Here is a 14,792-nt window from a genome sequence, read left to right as displayed (position 1 = left end):
CAGATCGACCAGCGTCGCAGCCGAATCCACCTCATGCGCCGTGTCGTTCCACGACTCCAACACCAACGCCCGCTCCTGAGCACCCAACAACGGGACGGAGCGGACCGGCAGGGACGGGTCGGCATCGACGAACGCCGTGAAGAAGTCCAGGAAGCGCGCGTGGTGCGCAGAGTTCTCTTCCGCCGTGTAGCGGTCGGGGTTGGCCTCGAAGTCGATGTTGAGGCGCGTGCCGTTGACGTTCTCGTAGAAGTTGATGCCGAGATCCTCGACCGTGCCGGTCGACAGGATCGTGAGCTCGCCCAGGATGGGGCCGAAGGGGATGCCGCCGTGGAACAGCATCACGTTCACGAGGGGCCCGAACAGGCCCCCGTTCGGATCCGCCGAGTCGCGGCGGATGTCCTCGTGGCGGAACAGCTGGTGCCGCAGAGCCCCGGCGACCGCGACCTGCACCTCGGAGATCAGCTCGGCGACGGTCGTGTCGTGCCCGACCCGCACGGTCAGCGGCACGATGTTGGACAGCATGCCGCCCGATCGCCGGGTCAGCGCGGTGGTCCGGCCCGTCACGGGCAGGCTCAGGACGACCTCTTCCCGTCCGGTCATCTGGGACAGGAAGGCCGCGACCGACGCGATGAGGAACGTGGACCGGATGGTGACGTTGCGCTCGACGGCGGCGTCGAACCGTGTGGCCAAGCTCTCGGACAACGTGGCCGAGGAGAGCTCCTTGCGGGCCGCCGGCGGAGCGATCCGGTGGCTCAGGCCGACGGCGCTGTCGAGTCCGGCGATGCGTTCGCGCCAGTACTCGCGGTCCCGTTCGAAGCGAGGACTGTTGCGGTAGGCCAGCTCGGCCTCGCGCAGGTCCGGGAGGTCCCCGACCTCGAGGGGTTCCGGCTCACGACCCTCGACCGCGGCCGAGTAGAGCTCCGCGACGCGCGTCATGAAGTTCATGGCGCCGAAGCCGTCGAGCACGACGTGGTGCACCCGGGCATACCAGTAGTAGCGGGAGTCCTCGAGCCGGAGCGCGGCGGCGACGATCAGCCGGTCGTCGACGATGTCGATGGGCCGGCTGTACTCGGCGCGCATCCACTCTTCGGCCGCCTTCTCCGGATCGGGAGCATCCCGCAGGTCGACGAGCTCGAGGGGGGTGTCGAGGGACGGGTCGACGATCTGGTGGGGCACCCCGTCGATCTCGAGGAGCCGAACGAATCCGGACTGGAGGTCGCCTGCGGCGATCCGGCTGACCCTTTCGAGCACCTCGGTGTCGAGGTCCCCGCGGAGGTCGACGTACTGCGCGTTGTTGATCGCGACGGACGGGTTACGGTGCTGCGCGTACCACAATCCGAGCTGCGCCGGGGAAAGCGGGAATGCGTCCCCCTGCAACGCCTGATCAGCGCTGTCGATTCCGTCGATTTCTCGCGGGTCCAACCGTTACCTCGTTTCCGGAACATCTTCGAGTTCCCCACACCACAAACGCCCTGTTCCTCGCCCGAGAGGGCACAGGAACCGACCGCTACTCGCACAAGAGCAACCGCTGCTTATCGTCTATTGCCGGTCGGTCCAACTCTGTTTCATCGGCGCACCTGCGCCTACCCTGCACGGACCCCTGTCCGCCTCCCCCCGCACGCCGAAGACCGCCCCGAGGTACCGGGGCGGTGAGGTGGGCATTCGGCGCACGCACATCGCCCCAATCTACCGCCTGGGAACACTGCCGCCGAAACGACCGCACGGGACCCGACGCTGCGCGCCGAACCCCGCGGGAGTGAATCTACCGAGCAGTAGCGACACAGGTCGCGTTTTCTCGTCACCTGCTCACCAGAGCACCGCAATGATCACGTTGAGGATGCCGAGACCGCCGATCGTGTGGGCGAGAGCACCCGTCGATCCCGGGTTCTGCTTCTCCTTCTTGAGGCCCACGATCGCGAGGACGAGGATCACCACGGCGACCACGAGCTTGACGCCGATCTTCATGTGGTTCAGCTCAACCACGTCCTGTGCCTCGCGCAGACCGACGAGGGCGAGGCCGCTCACAAGCTGGAGGATCGCGCCGTGCAGCATGCCGGTCACGACACGAGGTTCCTTCACCACGGCGAGCCAGCTGCCGATGATGCCGGCGAGGCCGATGAAGTGCAGGATGAGGAAGATCTTGATGGCGACGTCCATGCCCGTCATCCGAGCATCGACGCCGGCGTTTTGTCCAGTTAGGTCACGCTCAGCACGTGTCCGAGGTCACCCCACCGGTCGCGATACGGACCGGTCGGCTCCGGATCGTGGCGAGGGACCGATCCAGCACGCGTAGGGCGCCGCCCCGCCGCTCGGAACCGGGGTTCCGGTAGCGGCCGGGGCGACGCCCTCGAGGCCCGGGGCCTCGAACGCTCCCGGGGGCCCTGAACGCTACTGTCGCGCGTCCTTCCCGCCCGTCGGGGCATGTCCCTGCACGCGGGCTTCGACGGACCGGTGCAGGATCTGCTCGGCGTGCCGCAGCACCGGTGCGTCGACCATCTTTCCTTCGAACTGGAACACCCCGCGTTCCTCGGGCACCGCGGCCAGCACGCGTCGCGCCCACTCGACCTCTTCCTCGGTCGGGGCGTAGGCCTGGCGGATGACCTCGATCTGGCCGGGGTGAATCGCGACCTTCGCGTCGAAGCCGACCGCGACGGCGTCGAGCGTCTCGTCCCGCAGGCCGTCGTGGTCCTTGATGTCGAGGTACACCGAGTCCAGCGCCCACCGGCGGTAGGTCTTCGCCGCGAGCAGCGCCGACGAACGAACGTGCCGCGCGACGTCGCGGTACGACCCGTCCGCGTGGCGGCTGGACTGACCGCCCAACCCGACGACGAGGTCTTCCGCACCCCACATGACGCCGATCGTGCCGGCGGCGAGTGCGATCTCCGAGACGGCGAGGGCGCCGGCCGGCGACTCGATCAGCGCGACCACCTCACGCGGGGCGAGGGAGGTGACCTGCTCCGCGGACTCGCACTTGGCGAGCATCACCCGCGTGTACGCGGTCTTCGCGAGCGCCTTCAGATCCTCGGCGTGCTCCTCGGTACCCACCGGGTTGACCCGCACCACGGTCCGTTCGGGATCGAGGGGCGTGTCGACGAGGCAGCGCCGCGCGTAGTCCTTGTCGGCGTGCGCGACACCGTCTTCGAGGTCGAGGATCACGACGTCGGCGATCGCCGCGGCCTTCCCGTACCGCTCGGGCCGGTCCGCCGGGCAGAACAGCCACGCAGGGCCCGGAATGGTGCTCATCGTCGTCAACCTTCCTGCGCCGGATCGACCGGCCGCTTCTGGACGAGAGTCTGCCGCACCGCGACGGCGATCACCTTGCCGTGCTGATTGCGGGCGGTGTGTTCGAACGTCACGATGCCCTGCCCCGGCCGGGACTTCGACTCGCGCTTGTCGGTGATGAGGGTTTCCGCATACATGGTGTCGCCGTGGCGGACCGGATGCGGGAACTTGACCTCCGAGAAGCCGAGATTGGCGACGATCGTGCCCTGGGTGAGCTGCGCGACGGACAGGCCGATCAGGGTGGACAGCGTGAACATCGAGTTGACCAGCGGCTCGCCGAACTCGGTGCCGGCACTGTAGGCGGCATCGAGGTGCAGGGCCTGGGTGTTCATCGTCAGCGTCGTGAACAGAACGTTGTCCGCCTCGGTCACGGTGCGGCCGGGCCGGTGTTCGTAGACGGCGCCGAGTTCGAACTCCTCGAACCACAGGCCCCGCTGGACGACGCGCTTGGTGACTTCCGTGTTGTTCGCGGGCGGGGTGCTCACAGGCCCAGCTCCCGCGCCACCAGCATCAGCTGGACCTCGGTGGTGCCCTCGCCGATCTCGAGGATCTTGCTGTCGCGGTAGTGCCGCGCCACCGGGTACTCGTTCATGAAGCCGTAGCCGCCGTGGATCTGGGTGGCATCGCGCGCGTTGTCCATCGCCGCCTCGGACGCGATGAGCTTGGCGATCGCAGCCTGCTTCTTGAACGGCTTGCCGGAGAGCATCAGGGCTGCCGCGTCGTAGTAGGCGGTCCGGGCCGTGTGCGCCCGCGCTTCCATGCGCGCGATCTTGAAGGCGATGGCCTGGTTGCTGCCGATGGGCCGGCCGAACGCCTCGCGTTCCTTGGCGTACTTGACGGACTCGTCGACACATCCCTGCGCCGCACCGGTGGACAGCGCTGCGATAGCGATACGGCCCTCGTCGAGGATCCGCAGGAAGTTCGCGTAGCCGCGGCCGCGCTCACCGAGCAGGTTCTCGGCCGGCACCCGCACGTCGGAGAACGTGAGCGGATGCGTGTCCGAAGCGTTCCACCCGACCTTGTTGTATGCGGGTTCGGCGGTGAAGCCGGGGGTGTCGGTGGGAACGACGATCGTGGAGATCTCCTTCTTGCCGTCACGTTCGCCCGTGACGGCGGTGACGGTGACGATCTCGGTGATGTCGGTGCCGGAGTTGGTGATGAACTGCTTGTTGCCGTTGATCACCCACTGGTCGCCGTCGAGCTTCGCAGTGGTCTTGGTGCCGCCCGCGTCGCTGCCTGCGCCCGGCTCGGTCAGGCCGAACGCGCCGAGCGCGCGGCCCGCGGCGAGCTGCGGCAGCCACTTGTTCTTCTGTTCCTCGTTGCCGAAGCGGTAGATCGGCATCGCACCGAGCGAGACGCCCGCCTCGAGGGTGATGGCGACGGACTGATCGACCTTGCCGAGTTCCTCGAGGGCCAGGCACAGGGCGAAGTAGTCGCCGCCCTGGCCGCCGTACTCCTCGGGGAAGGGCAGGCCGAACAGGCCCAGCTCGGCCATGCCCGCCACGACCTCGTACGGGAAGGTGTGGTTGGCGTCGTGCTCGGCGGCGACCGGCGCGACGACGGTGCGCGCGAACTCGGCGACGGTGTTCTTCAGATCCCGGTAGTCGTCGGGAAGCTGGCCGGTGGAGAGGTAGCTGCTCATGGGGCGGTCCTAGTTCTCGGTGTCGGAAGGAACTGCGGCGTCGGAAGGAACTGCGGTGTCGGTGTGGACGGGCACGATGCGTGCGAGGAGCTGGTCGACCTTGACCTGATCGCCGGCGGCGACCAGCAGTTCGACGGTGCCGTCGACCGGCGAGGTCAGGGCGTGCTCCATCTTCATGGCCTCGACGACCACGACCGTGGTGCCTGCGGTGACCGTGGCACCGGCCTCGACGGGGGTGGCGATGACCGTGCCCGGCATGGGGCTGGTCAGCTCCGCTTCCCCGGCGTGGGCGTCCGCGCCGCGGATGTTCGGTTCGCGGGCCTCACGCACCGGCCACGTGCCGCCGTTGCCGGCCAGCCACACGTGATCGTCGTCGGCGGCGACGCGGAACACCGAACGCCGGCCGTCGAGGGTGATGTTCAGGACCGCCCCGTCGAGTTCCGCGGTGAGCGGGCGCTCCGGGCCGTCCTCGATGCGGGCGGTCGCGGCACCGGGAGTGCCGGTGATGTGCACGTGGTCGGTGCGGGTCGGGGTCTGCAACCGGATGGTCGTCGGAGCCGCGGTGCCGACGCGCCAGCCGCTGGGGCGGTCCCACGGGTCGACCGGCGCCGCGGTCGTCGCGGCGGGCCAGCGCTGCAGCCAGTGGTGGGCAGCGGCTGCGACGAGCACCTCGTCGGGCGTGCCCGGGGCTTCGTAGTCCCCGAGCCGGCGGTCGAGCAGCCCTGTGTCGAGAGCCCCCGCCTTCACGTCCGGGTCGGCGAGCAGGAACCGCGCGAAGTCGATGTTCGTGACGACGCCGAGCACTGCGGTCTCGGACAGGGCACGGTCGAGACGACGCAGCGCGGACGCCCGGTCCGGACCGTGCGCGATGACCTTGGACAGCATCGGGTCGTAGTCGCTGCCCACGACGGTGCCTTCACGCAGGCCCGAATCGACTCGGATGCCGATCACAGTGTCATTCCCCGTCGCTGCGCTCGCCCCGCCGGGCTCATCCAAGCCGAGCACCGTGCCACCCGTCGGCAGGAAGCCGCGCGCAGGGTCCTCGGCGTAGACGCGGGCCTCGATCGCGTGCCCGGTCAGGGTGATGTCGTCCTGCTCGAAGCCGAGCGGCTCGCCGGCCGCGACCCGCACCTGCCATTCGACCAGATCCAGTCCGGTGACCAGCTCGGTGACAGGGTGCTCGACCTGCAGGCGCGTGTTCATCTCCATGAAGAAGAACTCGTCGGGAGCGTCGGCGGAGACGATGAACTCCACGGTGCCGGCGCCGGTGTAGTCGACGCTGCGGGCCGTGTTGCACGCGGCCTCGCCGATGCGAGCCCGGGTCGCCTCGTCGAGCAGCGGCGACGGCGCCTCTTCGATGACCTTCTGGTGGCGGCGCTGCAGGCTGCATTCGCGCTCGCCGAGGTGCACGACGTTGCCGTGGGTGTCGGCGATGATCTGCACCTCGATGTGGCGGGGCCGCTGCACGAACCGTTCCAGGAACAGCGTGTCGTCGCCGAACGCGGAGGCGGCCTCACGGCGTGCCGACGCCAGCGCGTCGGCGAGCTGACCCGGTTCGGTGACCAGGCGCATGCCCTTGCCGCCACCACCGGCGGACGGCTTGATCAGCACCGGGAACCCGATTTCGCCGGCGGCGGCGATCAGTTCGTCGTCGGTCAGACCCGGCCGGGAGATGCCGGGGACGACGGGTACGTCGAACGCGGAGACGGCGTTCTTCGCGGTGATCTTGTCGCCCATCGTCTCGATCGCCTTGGCGGGCGGGCCCAGGAAGATCAGCCCGGCGTCGGCGCAGGCCTGCGCGAACGCCGAGTTCTCCGACAGGAAGCCGTATCCCGGGTGGATCGCCTGTGCACCGGAGGTGCGGGCCGCGTCGATCACCTTCGCGATGTCGAGGTAGCTCTCGCGGGCGGCGGCGGGTCCGAGCCGCACCGCGGTGTCCGCCTCCCGGACGTGGAGGGCTCCGGCGTCGGGGTCGCTGTAGACGGCCACCGAACGAATCCCCATGCGGCGCAACGTCCGGATCACCCGGACCGCGATCTCACCGCGGTTGGCGACCAGAACGGTATCGAACAGGCCGGGGCCACCGGCAGTTTCGTTCATGCTCATTTCACTCACATCCGGAAGACGCCGTAGGAGACCGGCTCGAGCGGCGCGTTCGCGCACGCCGACAGGGCCAGGCCGAGAACTTCTCTGGTATCGAGGGGGTCGATGATGCCGTCGTCCCACAACCTCGCAGTCGAGTAGTAGGGATTGCCCTGCGCCTCGTACTGCTCGCGGATCGGCGCCTTGAACGCCTCCTCGTCCTCCGGCGACCACGGCTTGCCCGACGCGTCGAGCTGCTCGGAACGGACGGTCGCGAGGACGGATGCAGCCTGTTCACCACCCATCACCGAGATCCGGGCGTTGGGCCACATCCACAGGAACCGCGGCGAGTACGCCCGGCCGCACATCGAATAGTTGCCCGCACCGTAGGACCCGCCGACCACGACGGTCAGCTTCGGCACCCGTGCGCACGCGACGGCCGTGACCATCTTCGCGCCGTGCTTGGCGATGCCCCCGGCCTCGTAGTCGCGGCCGACCATGAAGCCGGAGATGTTCTGCAGGAACACCAGCGGAATCGACCGCTTGTCGCACAGCTCGATGAAATGAGCTCCCTTGAGGGCGGATTCCCCGAACAGCACGCCGTTGTTCGCGACGATCCCCACGGGGTGGCCGTGGATCCGCGCGAAACCGGTGACCAGAGTCTTGCCGTATTCGGCCTTGAACTCCTTGAAGCTGGAGCCCGGCCCCGTCGGATCACCGTCGACGACCCGCTCGATGACCTCCCGCACGTCGTACGGGGTCCGGGAATCGGTCGGCACCACGTCGTACAGATCGGACGGGTCGGTGGCCGGCGCGAACGTCGGCGCCACATCCCACGGGCGCGGGGTGCGCGGACCGAACGTGGAGACGATCTCGCGGACCTTGTTCAGCGCGTCGCGGTCGTCCTCGGCCAGGTGGTCGGTGACACCGGAAACCTTCGAATGCAGGTCGCCGCCGCCGAGCTCCTCCGCGGTGACCACCTCGCCGGTCGCGGCCTTCACCAGCGGCGGCCCACCCAGGAAGATGGTGCCCTGGTTCCGGACGATGACGGCCTCGTCGCTCATCGCCGGCACGTACGCGCCACCGGCGGTGCAGGAACCGAGGACCGCGGCGATCTGCGGAATCCCCTTGGCGCTCATCGTCGCCTGGTTGTAGAAGATGCGGCCGAAGTGCTCGCGGTCCGGGAACACCTCGTCCTGCCGGGGCAGGAACGCGCCACCGGAGTCGACGAGGTAGAGGCACGGCAGGTTGTTCTGCAGCGCGATCTCCTGCGCCCGCAGGTGCTTCTTGACGGTGATCGGGTAGTAGGTGCCGCCCTTGACCGTCGCGTCGTTGGCGACGATCACGCACTCGCGTCCCGAGACCCGGCCGATGCCGGCGATCATGCCCGCGCCGGGGCACTCGTCGTCGTACATGCCGTTCGCGGCGAGCGGCGCGATCTCGAGGAACGGGCTGCCCGGGTCGAGCAGAGCGTCGACGCGGTCGCGGGGCAGCAGCTTACCGCGGGAGACGTGGCGATCGCGGGACTTCTCGTTGCCACCGAGCGCGGCGGCCGCGAGGCGTTCCCGCAGCTCACCGACGAGCGCGAGGTGCTGGTCGCGGTGGGTGGGGAGAGTCGTTCGAGGGGTTGTCACAGGCTCGTCCTCGTCACTGGAGTTAATCTTCGATAACTGAAAACGAGGTTAACTGTGATTAACTGAGTTGTCCAGACCACACACGAAACGGAAGGGGAAGCGATGTCGGAGCCCGACGTGCAGGACGCCCCCGAGGCCCCCACGCTCCCACCCGAAGAGCGGCCCCTGACCCGGCGCAGCCAGGCGAAAGCGGATCGGCGGCGGCAGCTGTTGCAGGCCGCGGCGAGGCTCGTCGCCGAGCGCGGATTCGCCGGCGTGCGGCTCGAGGACCTCGGCGCCGCGGTCGGCATCAGCGGTCCCGCCGTCTACCGGCATTTCCCCAACAAGGACGCCTTGCTGGTCGAACTGCTCGTCGACATCAGCCGCCGGCTGCTCGCGGGCGGCACGGCCGTCGCCGCCGAGACCACCGACCCGGAGCGCACGCTCGTGCGGCTCGTCGACTTCCACCTCGACTTCGCGCTCGGGGAACCCGACCTCATCCGTGTCCAGGACCGCGAACTGCAGTCGCTGCCCGACGACGCGCGCCGCGAAGTACGGCAGACGCAGCGCCGCTACGTCGAGATCTGGGTGGACGTGCTGCGGCGGATCGATCCGACGCTGCGCGAATCCGACGCGCGCACGATGGCGCACGCGACGTTCGGGCTCATCAACTCCACGCCCCACAGCGCGATCCCCTACTCCCCCACCGCGGCGCGCGTGGTGCTGCGGCGGATGGCGCTGGCCGCGCTGCGCTCCGGGGGCAGCTGAGCATCTGCGGACACGACGGACGGGGCACGGAATTCGGGTAGTCGACTACTCGTGCCCCGGAGCGACCTCGGAGGACACACTCGAATCGGCGCCGACCGATCGGCGGGACCGGCCGGCCCGGCAGATGTCCCGACGAAAGGGGTCGTTCCATGTGCGCGCCACGATGGCTGTTCACAACGCTCGGACTCCCGAGCCGACAATCCGGCCGCAGCCGGCGCAACGGACGGGAATACCCGCCGGATCCCGAAGCCCTGCCACCTCCACCCTACGAAGCATCCTTCGCTCCCCAGGCACTTCCGGCCCCGGCGGATCAGCCATCGCGAGCAACGGCCACCTGTCACGACTCGTCCCAGACCTACGCTCGCCAACTCCGCATCGCCGTGGCGATGCGCGGCGGCGTGAGCTTGGCGGTCTGGATGGGCGGGGCCTGCCGAGAGCTGGTCCGACTGCGACAGGGTTCTCTCGGAATCCCGGACGAATTCGTGGACGGCGCCGCCGGCGCGAAGGTCTACAAAGCATTGCTGGAGGAATGCGGATACAGCGAGCCGGTCGAGATCGACGTCATCGCGGGCACCAGCGCCGGCGGGTTGAACGGTGTCCTGCTCGGGTGGCACCTCGCGCGCGGAGCCGGCTTCGGGGACGACGTCCGAGACATGTGGCTGCGGCTGGGCGACCTCGGCGACCTGGCCCGGCGGCCGCTGTGGAACGGGCACGAGTCGCTGCTGCGTGGCGACGACTACTTCTTCCCTCAGGTCCGGAAGGCGCTCGAACAGCTCGACAATGACGGCGTTCCGTGCGCACAGGCGAACCATCCCCTCCGGTTGCTCGTCACCGCCACACGGCTGCGGCCACGTACCGACGCCGTGTTCCCCGGTGCCGGCCCCCGCCTCGGTGCCACCGAGTCGCGAGCGTTCTTCCGATTCCGCTACCAGGGTCGCTCCCGCGAGTTGCAGGGTTTCGACGACTTCGACGACGCCGAACAGATGGCGTACGTCGCGCGCACCACGTCGTCGTTCCCCGGCGCATTCGAACCCGCGACCGTGAACCCCCACCCGAAGAAGTCCCTGACGCGAGAGACGGGCGCACCCAACGTCCACGGCGTCAGTTCCGAAACACGCTCCGATACAGGTAATCCCAACGACTCCGGCATCGAGCTGATCGACGGCGGGGTGCTCGACAACGTTCCGCTGACCTGGGCGGTACGCGCGGTCGCGGGAATGCCCGCCGACCAGGCCGTCAACCGGTGGCTGCTCTACCTGCAACCGGATCCCGGTAACCATGTGGAGAATCCGCCGCAGACCCGCTCTGCCACGCGAATGCTGCGGTCGCTGTTCCAGACCTCACAGCTGAAGAACAACTCCGAATCCATCCTCGACGACGAGGAGAACCTCCGCCAGCTCGTCGCCGCGGAACGTCGCGAGCTGGCTGTCCTTCTCGGCATCGATCCCGACCTCGATGCACCGGAGCGCGCCCCGAGCATCGAACAGATCGACGCCTATCGAGCGGCCGTGGGGTGCGCCGAAGTACGCAGGCTGCAGCGACTGGCGAGTGCGCCCCTCACAATCGTCGGCCTGGACCCCCTGCCGATCCCCGATACCGAACAGCCGCTGCTCGCGGCGTTCGCAGCCTACGACCAGTCCAAAGGTGGACCCCTCGCCCCCGTCGGCGACGCGGACGCCAAGAAACTCGTCCTGCCGGACGAGAGAGTGAGCGAATCGAACGTCGGGTGCTGCGCACGCACCCCACTGGTCGCCGCGAGAGCAGTCACGCTGTTGCTGCATGCGCTGCGGCAAACCGAGACGGCGCGAAGGCAATTCGAGGCGACACGGCAGAACCCCTACCCGCGGGACACCGAGCGCTTCGACGAGCTGGACAAACAATTCCGGGAACAGGACGAGCAATTCCGCGAACAGATGTCGGAACTGCGCAAGGAGATCTACACCTTGCGCTTCACCTGCGAGGTGACGGTTGCCCACCGCGACCGCGTCCTGCTCGACACCATCACCCGCGAACCCTGGCGCAAGCCCGACTCCCTGCTCGAAAAGGCGTCCAACAAACCGGATTTCGAGTATCCCGAAGCATTTCCCGACCGCGGTACGAAGCGATCGCACTGGCGCACGTGGACGCGGCACGCAGCGGCCGCCGCCGCGGGAGTGCCGCCGGCGCCGCGGACACCCCCGGACGCGGTCACCTGGAAGGCCGATCCCTACCGAGCCCTGTGGGACGGAATCGTCGCGCAGACGGTATCCGTCGCTGATCTCGTCAACCGATTCCTTCCGCCCGGATCGGTCCGGATCGACCCCCTCCTCACGGTCCTGCGGCGCGCCACCGACACAGCGCGGGCCGACCGCACGCTGTGCCGCCTGGAGATCGTCACCGGCCCGTCGCGGCCGGATCCGCTGGGAGCCTCGGTCGCACCCAAGCTGGTGGTCGCATCCGCCGCAGAGCAGAGCCCGCTCGAGGATCGGATCTACGGCGAGAAGCTGAAGGAAACCGAACGAATCTCGCGCAAGCTCAACGGAAATCAGATCGGGAACTTCGCCGCGTTTCTCAGTGCGCGGTGGCGCCAGAACGACTGGTTGTGGGGGCGGATGGACAGCGCCCAGAGTCTGGTTCGCCTCGTCGCCACGCGGGACCGCACCGCGAACATCGATGCCGAGAAGCTGCGCACACTGTTCTTCGCCGGTGCCCCCGAACGCGGCCCGTTCCGCGATCTGCTCAACCGTGAATGGGTGAACGGCATGTACGCCGACAACCCACCGGAGAAAGTCGTCGACGCGATCACCACACGATTGCACTGGGACATCCTCGAGCACGAACTCGAGCACCTCCGACAACTACACGAGCGCAAGTCCGGAAAGGACCGGCCCCCGAGCTCGACCGGCCGCGAGTTGCGCACACCGGCTCGAACGGTGGCGGAGGATCCGCAGCCGGCGCTGAAACTCCTCGCGGACGTCGGCGACGAATCGGTCTCCGACCTCCTGCGCCGTCCGGATCTGCGCCGGACGCAGCTGCAACTGGCGCTGGTGGGTCTGGGTGCGCTGTTCCCCGCCGGTTGGAAGAGCAAACTCGGTTATGCCGCGACCAGTGTCACCGCGGGACCGCTCGCGATCCTGCCGCTGCTCCTGGCCATCCTCGCGCCGTGGGGAATGCTGGTGTCGATGCTCGCGCTCGGGATGCTCACCGCGATGATGACCGGCCGAGCGATGTCCCTTGCACAGCTACCCGCACTGCTCGGCATGGTGCTCGTTCTGGTGTGTGCGACGCACAGATTCTGGAAATGGCGTCATTCCCGCTTCACGGTGGGGGTCCTGGGGATCGCCGCGATCGGGATCCTGCTGTGGGTCGGGCGGGACTGGCAGATACCCAGCAGCAGCTGGCCCTGGCCCGCGGGTGCTGCGGCGGCAGCCGTCGCTGTGGCAGCACCGATGGTCGCCTCGCAGTTCACCGCCTGGCACTACGCGTGGCGCGCGCACGAACGAGGAGTCCGATGGATGCTGCCCGTCGGCGCCGTCCTCGCGTCGGCAGGTGTATCGGCCGCAGCGATCTGGGGATTCACGAACCTGTACGGTACGGAATCCGCCGGGATGGACCCGATCGGCCCAAACCCGGCGTGGAGAACCCTGATTCTGGTGTGGATTCTGCTGGCGATGGCGTTCTGGGCGCTGCTCGTCGCCCTGTCCGTCCGGCGGGCCGAGCCATCCCCGGAGACCGCGTGACCACCGTGGACGAGCGCCGATGTCCCTCACCCCGGCTCTGCACGCACGGTCGCCGTACCGCTCCGATCGAGGAGCGGTACGGCGACCGTGGAATTCGGTTGTAGCGCGAATCCGGTCGGCGCGTGCGCCGAAGCGCTACTTGTTTCTCGTCAGCGAGGTGTAGCCGAGCGTCAGCACGGCGGCTGCGGCGATGGAGATGAACCAGCGGATCCAGTCGATACCGCTGGTGTTGCCCTTGTCGAGCAGACCCTCCCACACCCAGTAGCCGATCAGGGCGCCCGCGATGCCGAGCACGACGGTGATCACCCAGCCCATCGCCTGCTTGCCCGGGATCACCAAGCGGGCGAGCACCCCGATGACCGCACCGAAGATGATCGTCCCGATGATGTTGCCAATCATTGCGAGCTCCTTTCCGTCCTACATGAGCCATACGGACGGTATGTCACCGATGATCATGAAGATAGCGACACGACCGGAACAGCCGGGAAAATTCGTGCAAATCGTTCCCGCACCGACGCTCACGCGTGGATGATGACGCCCCGGATGTTCTTTCCGTCCCGCAAGTCCTGATAACCCTGATTGACCTCTTCGAGCGTATACCTCGTGGTGATGAGCTCGTCGAGTTTCAATTGCCCGGCGTCGTACAGCCGCAGCAAGCGCACGATGTCGTACTGCGGATTGGCCGAGCCGAACAGTGATCCCTTGATGGTCTTCTGGAACAGGGTCAGTTCCGCCCCGGACACGTGCACCGTCAGCTTCGCCGGATCAGCCAGGCCGGTGATGACCACGGTGCCGCCCTTGCCGACGACCGACGTGGCCGCCGAGACGACTTCCTCGTCGACGGTCCCGACGAGGATCAGCGCGGCGTCGGCGCCCTGCCCCCAGCTCAGCTCTCTGACCTTCTCCGCGGCCTCCTCGGCCGTCGCGTACGCGTGAGTCGCCCCGAACTTCAGGGCCGTGTCCCGTTTGAAGTCCACCGGGTCGACGACGACGATGTACTTCGCGCCTGCTTGCACCGAACCCTGCACGGCGTTGACGCCGAGTCCGCCGATTCCGTAGATGACGACGATGTCGCCGGGTCGCACATCCCCGGCGTACACGGCGGTGCCCCACCCGGACGGAACCCCGCACCCGACGAGCACCGCGGTTTCGAGCGGCAGCCAGTCGTCGACCTTGACGACCGAGTGCTGCGAGATGGTGGCGCGTTCGGAGAAGGTGCCGAGCATGCACATGGCACCGAAGTCCTTACCACCGGAGTGGAACCGGAAGGTTCCGTCGGGCATGGAGCCTTCGAGGATCGTGGCGCCCATGTCGCACAGGTTCTGCCGGCCGGTGGAACAGTAGCGGCAGGTGCCGCAGTTCGGGATGAAGCTGCACACGACGTGGTCGCCGGGCTTGACCTTCGTGACGCCCGGCCCGACTTCCTCGATGATGCCGGAGCCTTCGTGGCCACCGACGATCGGGAAACGCGGCGGCAGGTCGCCGTCGGTCAGGTGCAGATCGGAATGGCACAGACCCGCTGCGGTGTATTTGATGAGGACTTCGCCCGGGCCGGGCCCGTCGAGGTCGAGTTCCATGATTTCGAAGGGTCGTCCAGTTTCGAGCAGCACTGCCGCCTTGGTCTTCATCGTTCATCTCCTCGGATCGACAACCGACCGGTCACCCCCCGACTCAGTGTGTCATGGA

11 protein-coding genes are annotated in these 14,792 nt (G+C 68.1%); 2 read left to right on the top strand and 9 right to left on the bottom strand.

Going from position 1 to position 14,792, the window contains the following annotated elements:
* The 7 genes from ACWDTS_RS22990 to ACWDTS_RS22960 form a co-directional block, all read right to left on the bottom strand.
* Positions 1-1,422 (bottom strand): condensation domain-containing protein (locus ACWDTS_RS22990; RefSeq protein WP_450119093.1); only part of this gene is annotated, 1,422 nt, incomplete at its 3' end.
* 384 nt (positions 1,423-1,806) lie between these two features.
* Positions 1,807-2,157, bottom strand: coding sequence for a hypothetical protein (locus tag ACWDTS_RS22985; protein ID WP_197256311.1), 351 nt, complete (start codon positions 2,155-2,157; stop codon positions 1,807-1,809).
* 231 nt (positions 2,158-2,388) lie between these two features.
* Positions 2,389-3,243, bottom strand: a complete 855-nt coding sequence (locus ACWDTS_RS22980; protein ID WP_197256309.1) for an HpcH/HpaI aldolase/citrate lyase family protein — start codon at positions 3,241-3,243, stop codon at positions 2,389-2,391.
* 5 nt (positions 3,244-3,248) lie between these two features.
* Positions 3,249-3,767: a MaoC family dehydratase gene (locus tag ACWDTS_RS22975; protein WP_197256307.1), complete on the bottom strand. Its 519-nt coding sequence runs from the start codon at positions 3,765-3,767 to the stop codon at positions 3,249-3,251.
* Positions 3,764-4,924, bottom strand: a complete 1,161-nt coding sequence (locus ACWDTS_RS22970; RefSeq protein WP_248676065.1) for an acyl-CoA dehydrogenase family protein — start codon at positions 4,922-4,924, stop codon at positions 3,764-3,766. Before ACWDTS_RS22970 ends, ACWDTS_RS22975 begins: the two co-directional genes overlap by 4 nt.
* Positions 4,925-4,933: 9 nt before the next feature.
* A complete protein-coding gene (locus tag ACWDTS_RS22965) occupies positions 4,934-7,030 on the bottom strand; it encodes an ATP-binding protein (RefSeq protein WP_450119092.1) in 2,097 nt (698 codons plus the stop codon).
* A gap of 5 nt (positions 7,031-7,035) precedes the next feature.
* The gene (locus ACWDTS_RS22960) at positions 7,036-8,640 is read right to left on the bottom strand and encodes a carboxyl transferase domain-containing protein (RefSeq protein WP_308200851.1); all 1,605 of its coding nucleotides are present in this window, start codon (positions 8,638-8,640) and stop codon (positions 7,036-7,038) included.
* 102 nt (positions 8,641-8,742) lie between these two features.
* On the opposite strand from ACWDTS_RS22960, the gene ACWDTS_RS22955 reads away from it, so the two are divergent.
* Complete coding sequence (locus ACWDTS_RS22955) at positions 8,743-9,387, top strand: SACE_7040 family transcriptional regulator (RefSeq protein ID WP_197256301.1); 645 nt, start codon at positions 8,743-8,745, stop codon at positions 9,385-9,387.
* Between the two features lie 149 nt (positions 9,388-9,536).
* Complete coding sequence (locus ACWDTS_RS22950) at positions 9,537-13,106, top strand: patatin-like protein (RefSeq protein ID WP_450119091.1); 3,570 nt, start codon at positions 9,537-9,539, stop codon at positions 13,104-13,106.
* A gap of 135 nt (positions 13,107-13,241) precedes the next feature.
* Here ACWDTS_RS22950 and ACWDTS_RS22945 read toward each other — a convergent pair whose 3' ends face one another.
* Together ACWDTS_RS22945 and ACWDTS_RS22940 are read right to left on the bottom strand one after the other, a co-directional pair.
* Positions 13,242-13,505 carry a GlsB/YeaQ/YmgE family stress response membrane protein gene (locus ACWDTS_RS22945; RefSeq protein ID WP_450111234.1) on the bottom strand — a complete coding sequence of 88 codons (264 nt, stop codon included), beginning with the start codon at positions 13,503-13,505 and terminating at the stop codon, positions 13,242-13,244.
* 119 nt (positions 13,506-13,624) lie between these two features.
* Positions 13,625-14,734 carry an NDMA-dependent alcohol dehydrogenase gene (locus ACWDTS_RS22940; protein WP_197256295.1) on the bottom strand — a complete coding sequence of 370 codons (1,110 nt, stop codon included), beginning with the start codon at positions 14,732-14,734 and terminating at the stop codon, positions 13,625-13,627.
* Positions 14,735-14,792 lie beyond the last annotated feature (58 nt).

Source organism: Rhodococcus sp. NPDC003383, assembly GCF_053589115.1.
Note: the sequence above shows the minus strand (reverse complement) of the source record. Positions and strands in the feature narration are given on the sequence as shown.

Coding starts and splice junctions, on each gene's coding strand:
- ACWDTS_RS22985 (WP_197256311.1), bottom strand. CDS start 2,157: ATGGACGTCGCCATCAAGATCTTCCTCATCCTGCACTTCATCGGCCTC.
- ACWDTS_RS22980 (WP_197256309.1), bottom strand. CDS start 3,243: ATGAGCACCATTCCGGGCCCTGCGTGGCTGTTCTGCCCGGCGGACCGG.
- ACWDTS_RS22970 (WP_248676065.1), bottom strand. CDS start 4,924: ATGAGCAGCTACCTCTCCACCGGCCAGCTTCCCGACGACTACCGGGAT.
- ACWDTS_RS22965 (WP_450119092.1), bottom strand. CDS start 7,030: ATGAGCATGAACGAAACTGCCGGTGGCCCCGGCCTGTTCGATACCGTT.
- ACWDTS_RS22955 (WP_197256301.1), top strand. CDS start 8,743: ATGTCGGAGCCCGACGTGCAGGACGCCCCCGAGGCCCCCACGCTCCCA.
- ACWDTS_RS22950 (WP_450119091.1), top strand. CDS start 9,537: ATGTGCGCGCCACGATGGCTGTTCACAACGCTCGGACTCCCGAGCCGA.
- ACWDTS_RS22945 (WP_450111234.1), bottom strand. CDS start 13,505: ATGATTGGCAACATCATCGGGACGATCATCTTCGGTGCGGTCATCGGG.
- ACWDTS_RS22940 (WP_197256295.1), bottom strand. CDS start 14,734: ATGAAGACCAAGGCGGCAGTGCTGCTCGAAACTGGACGACCCTTCGAA.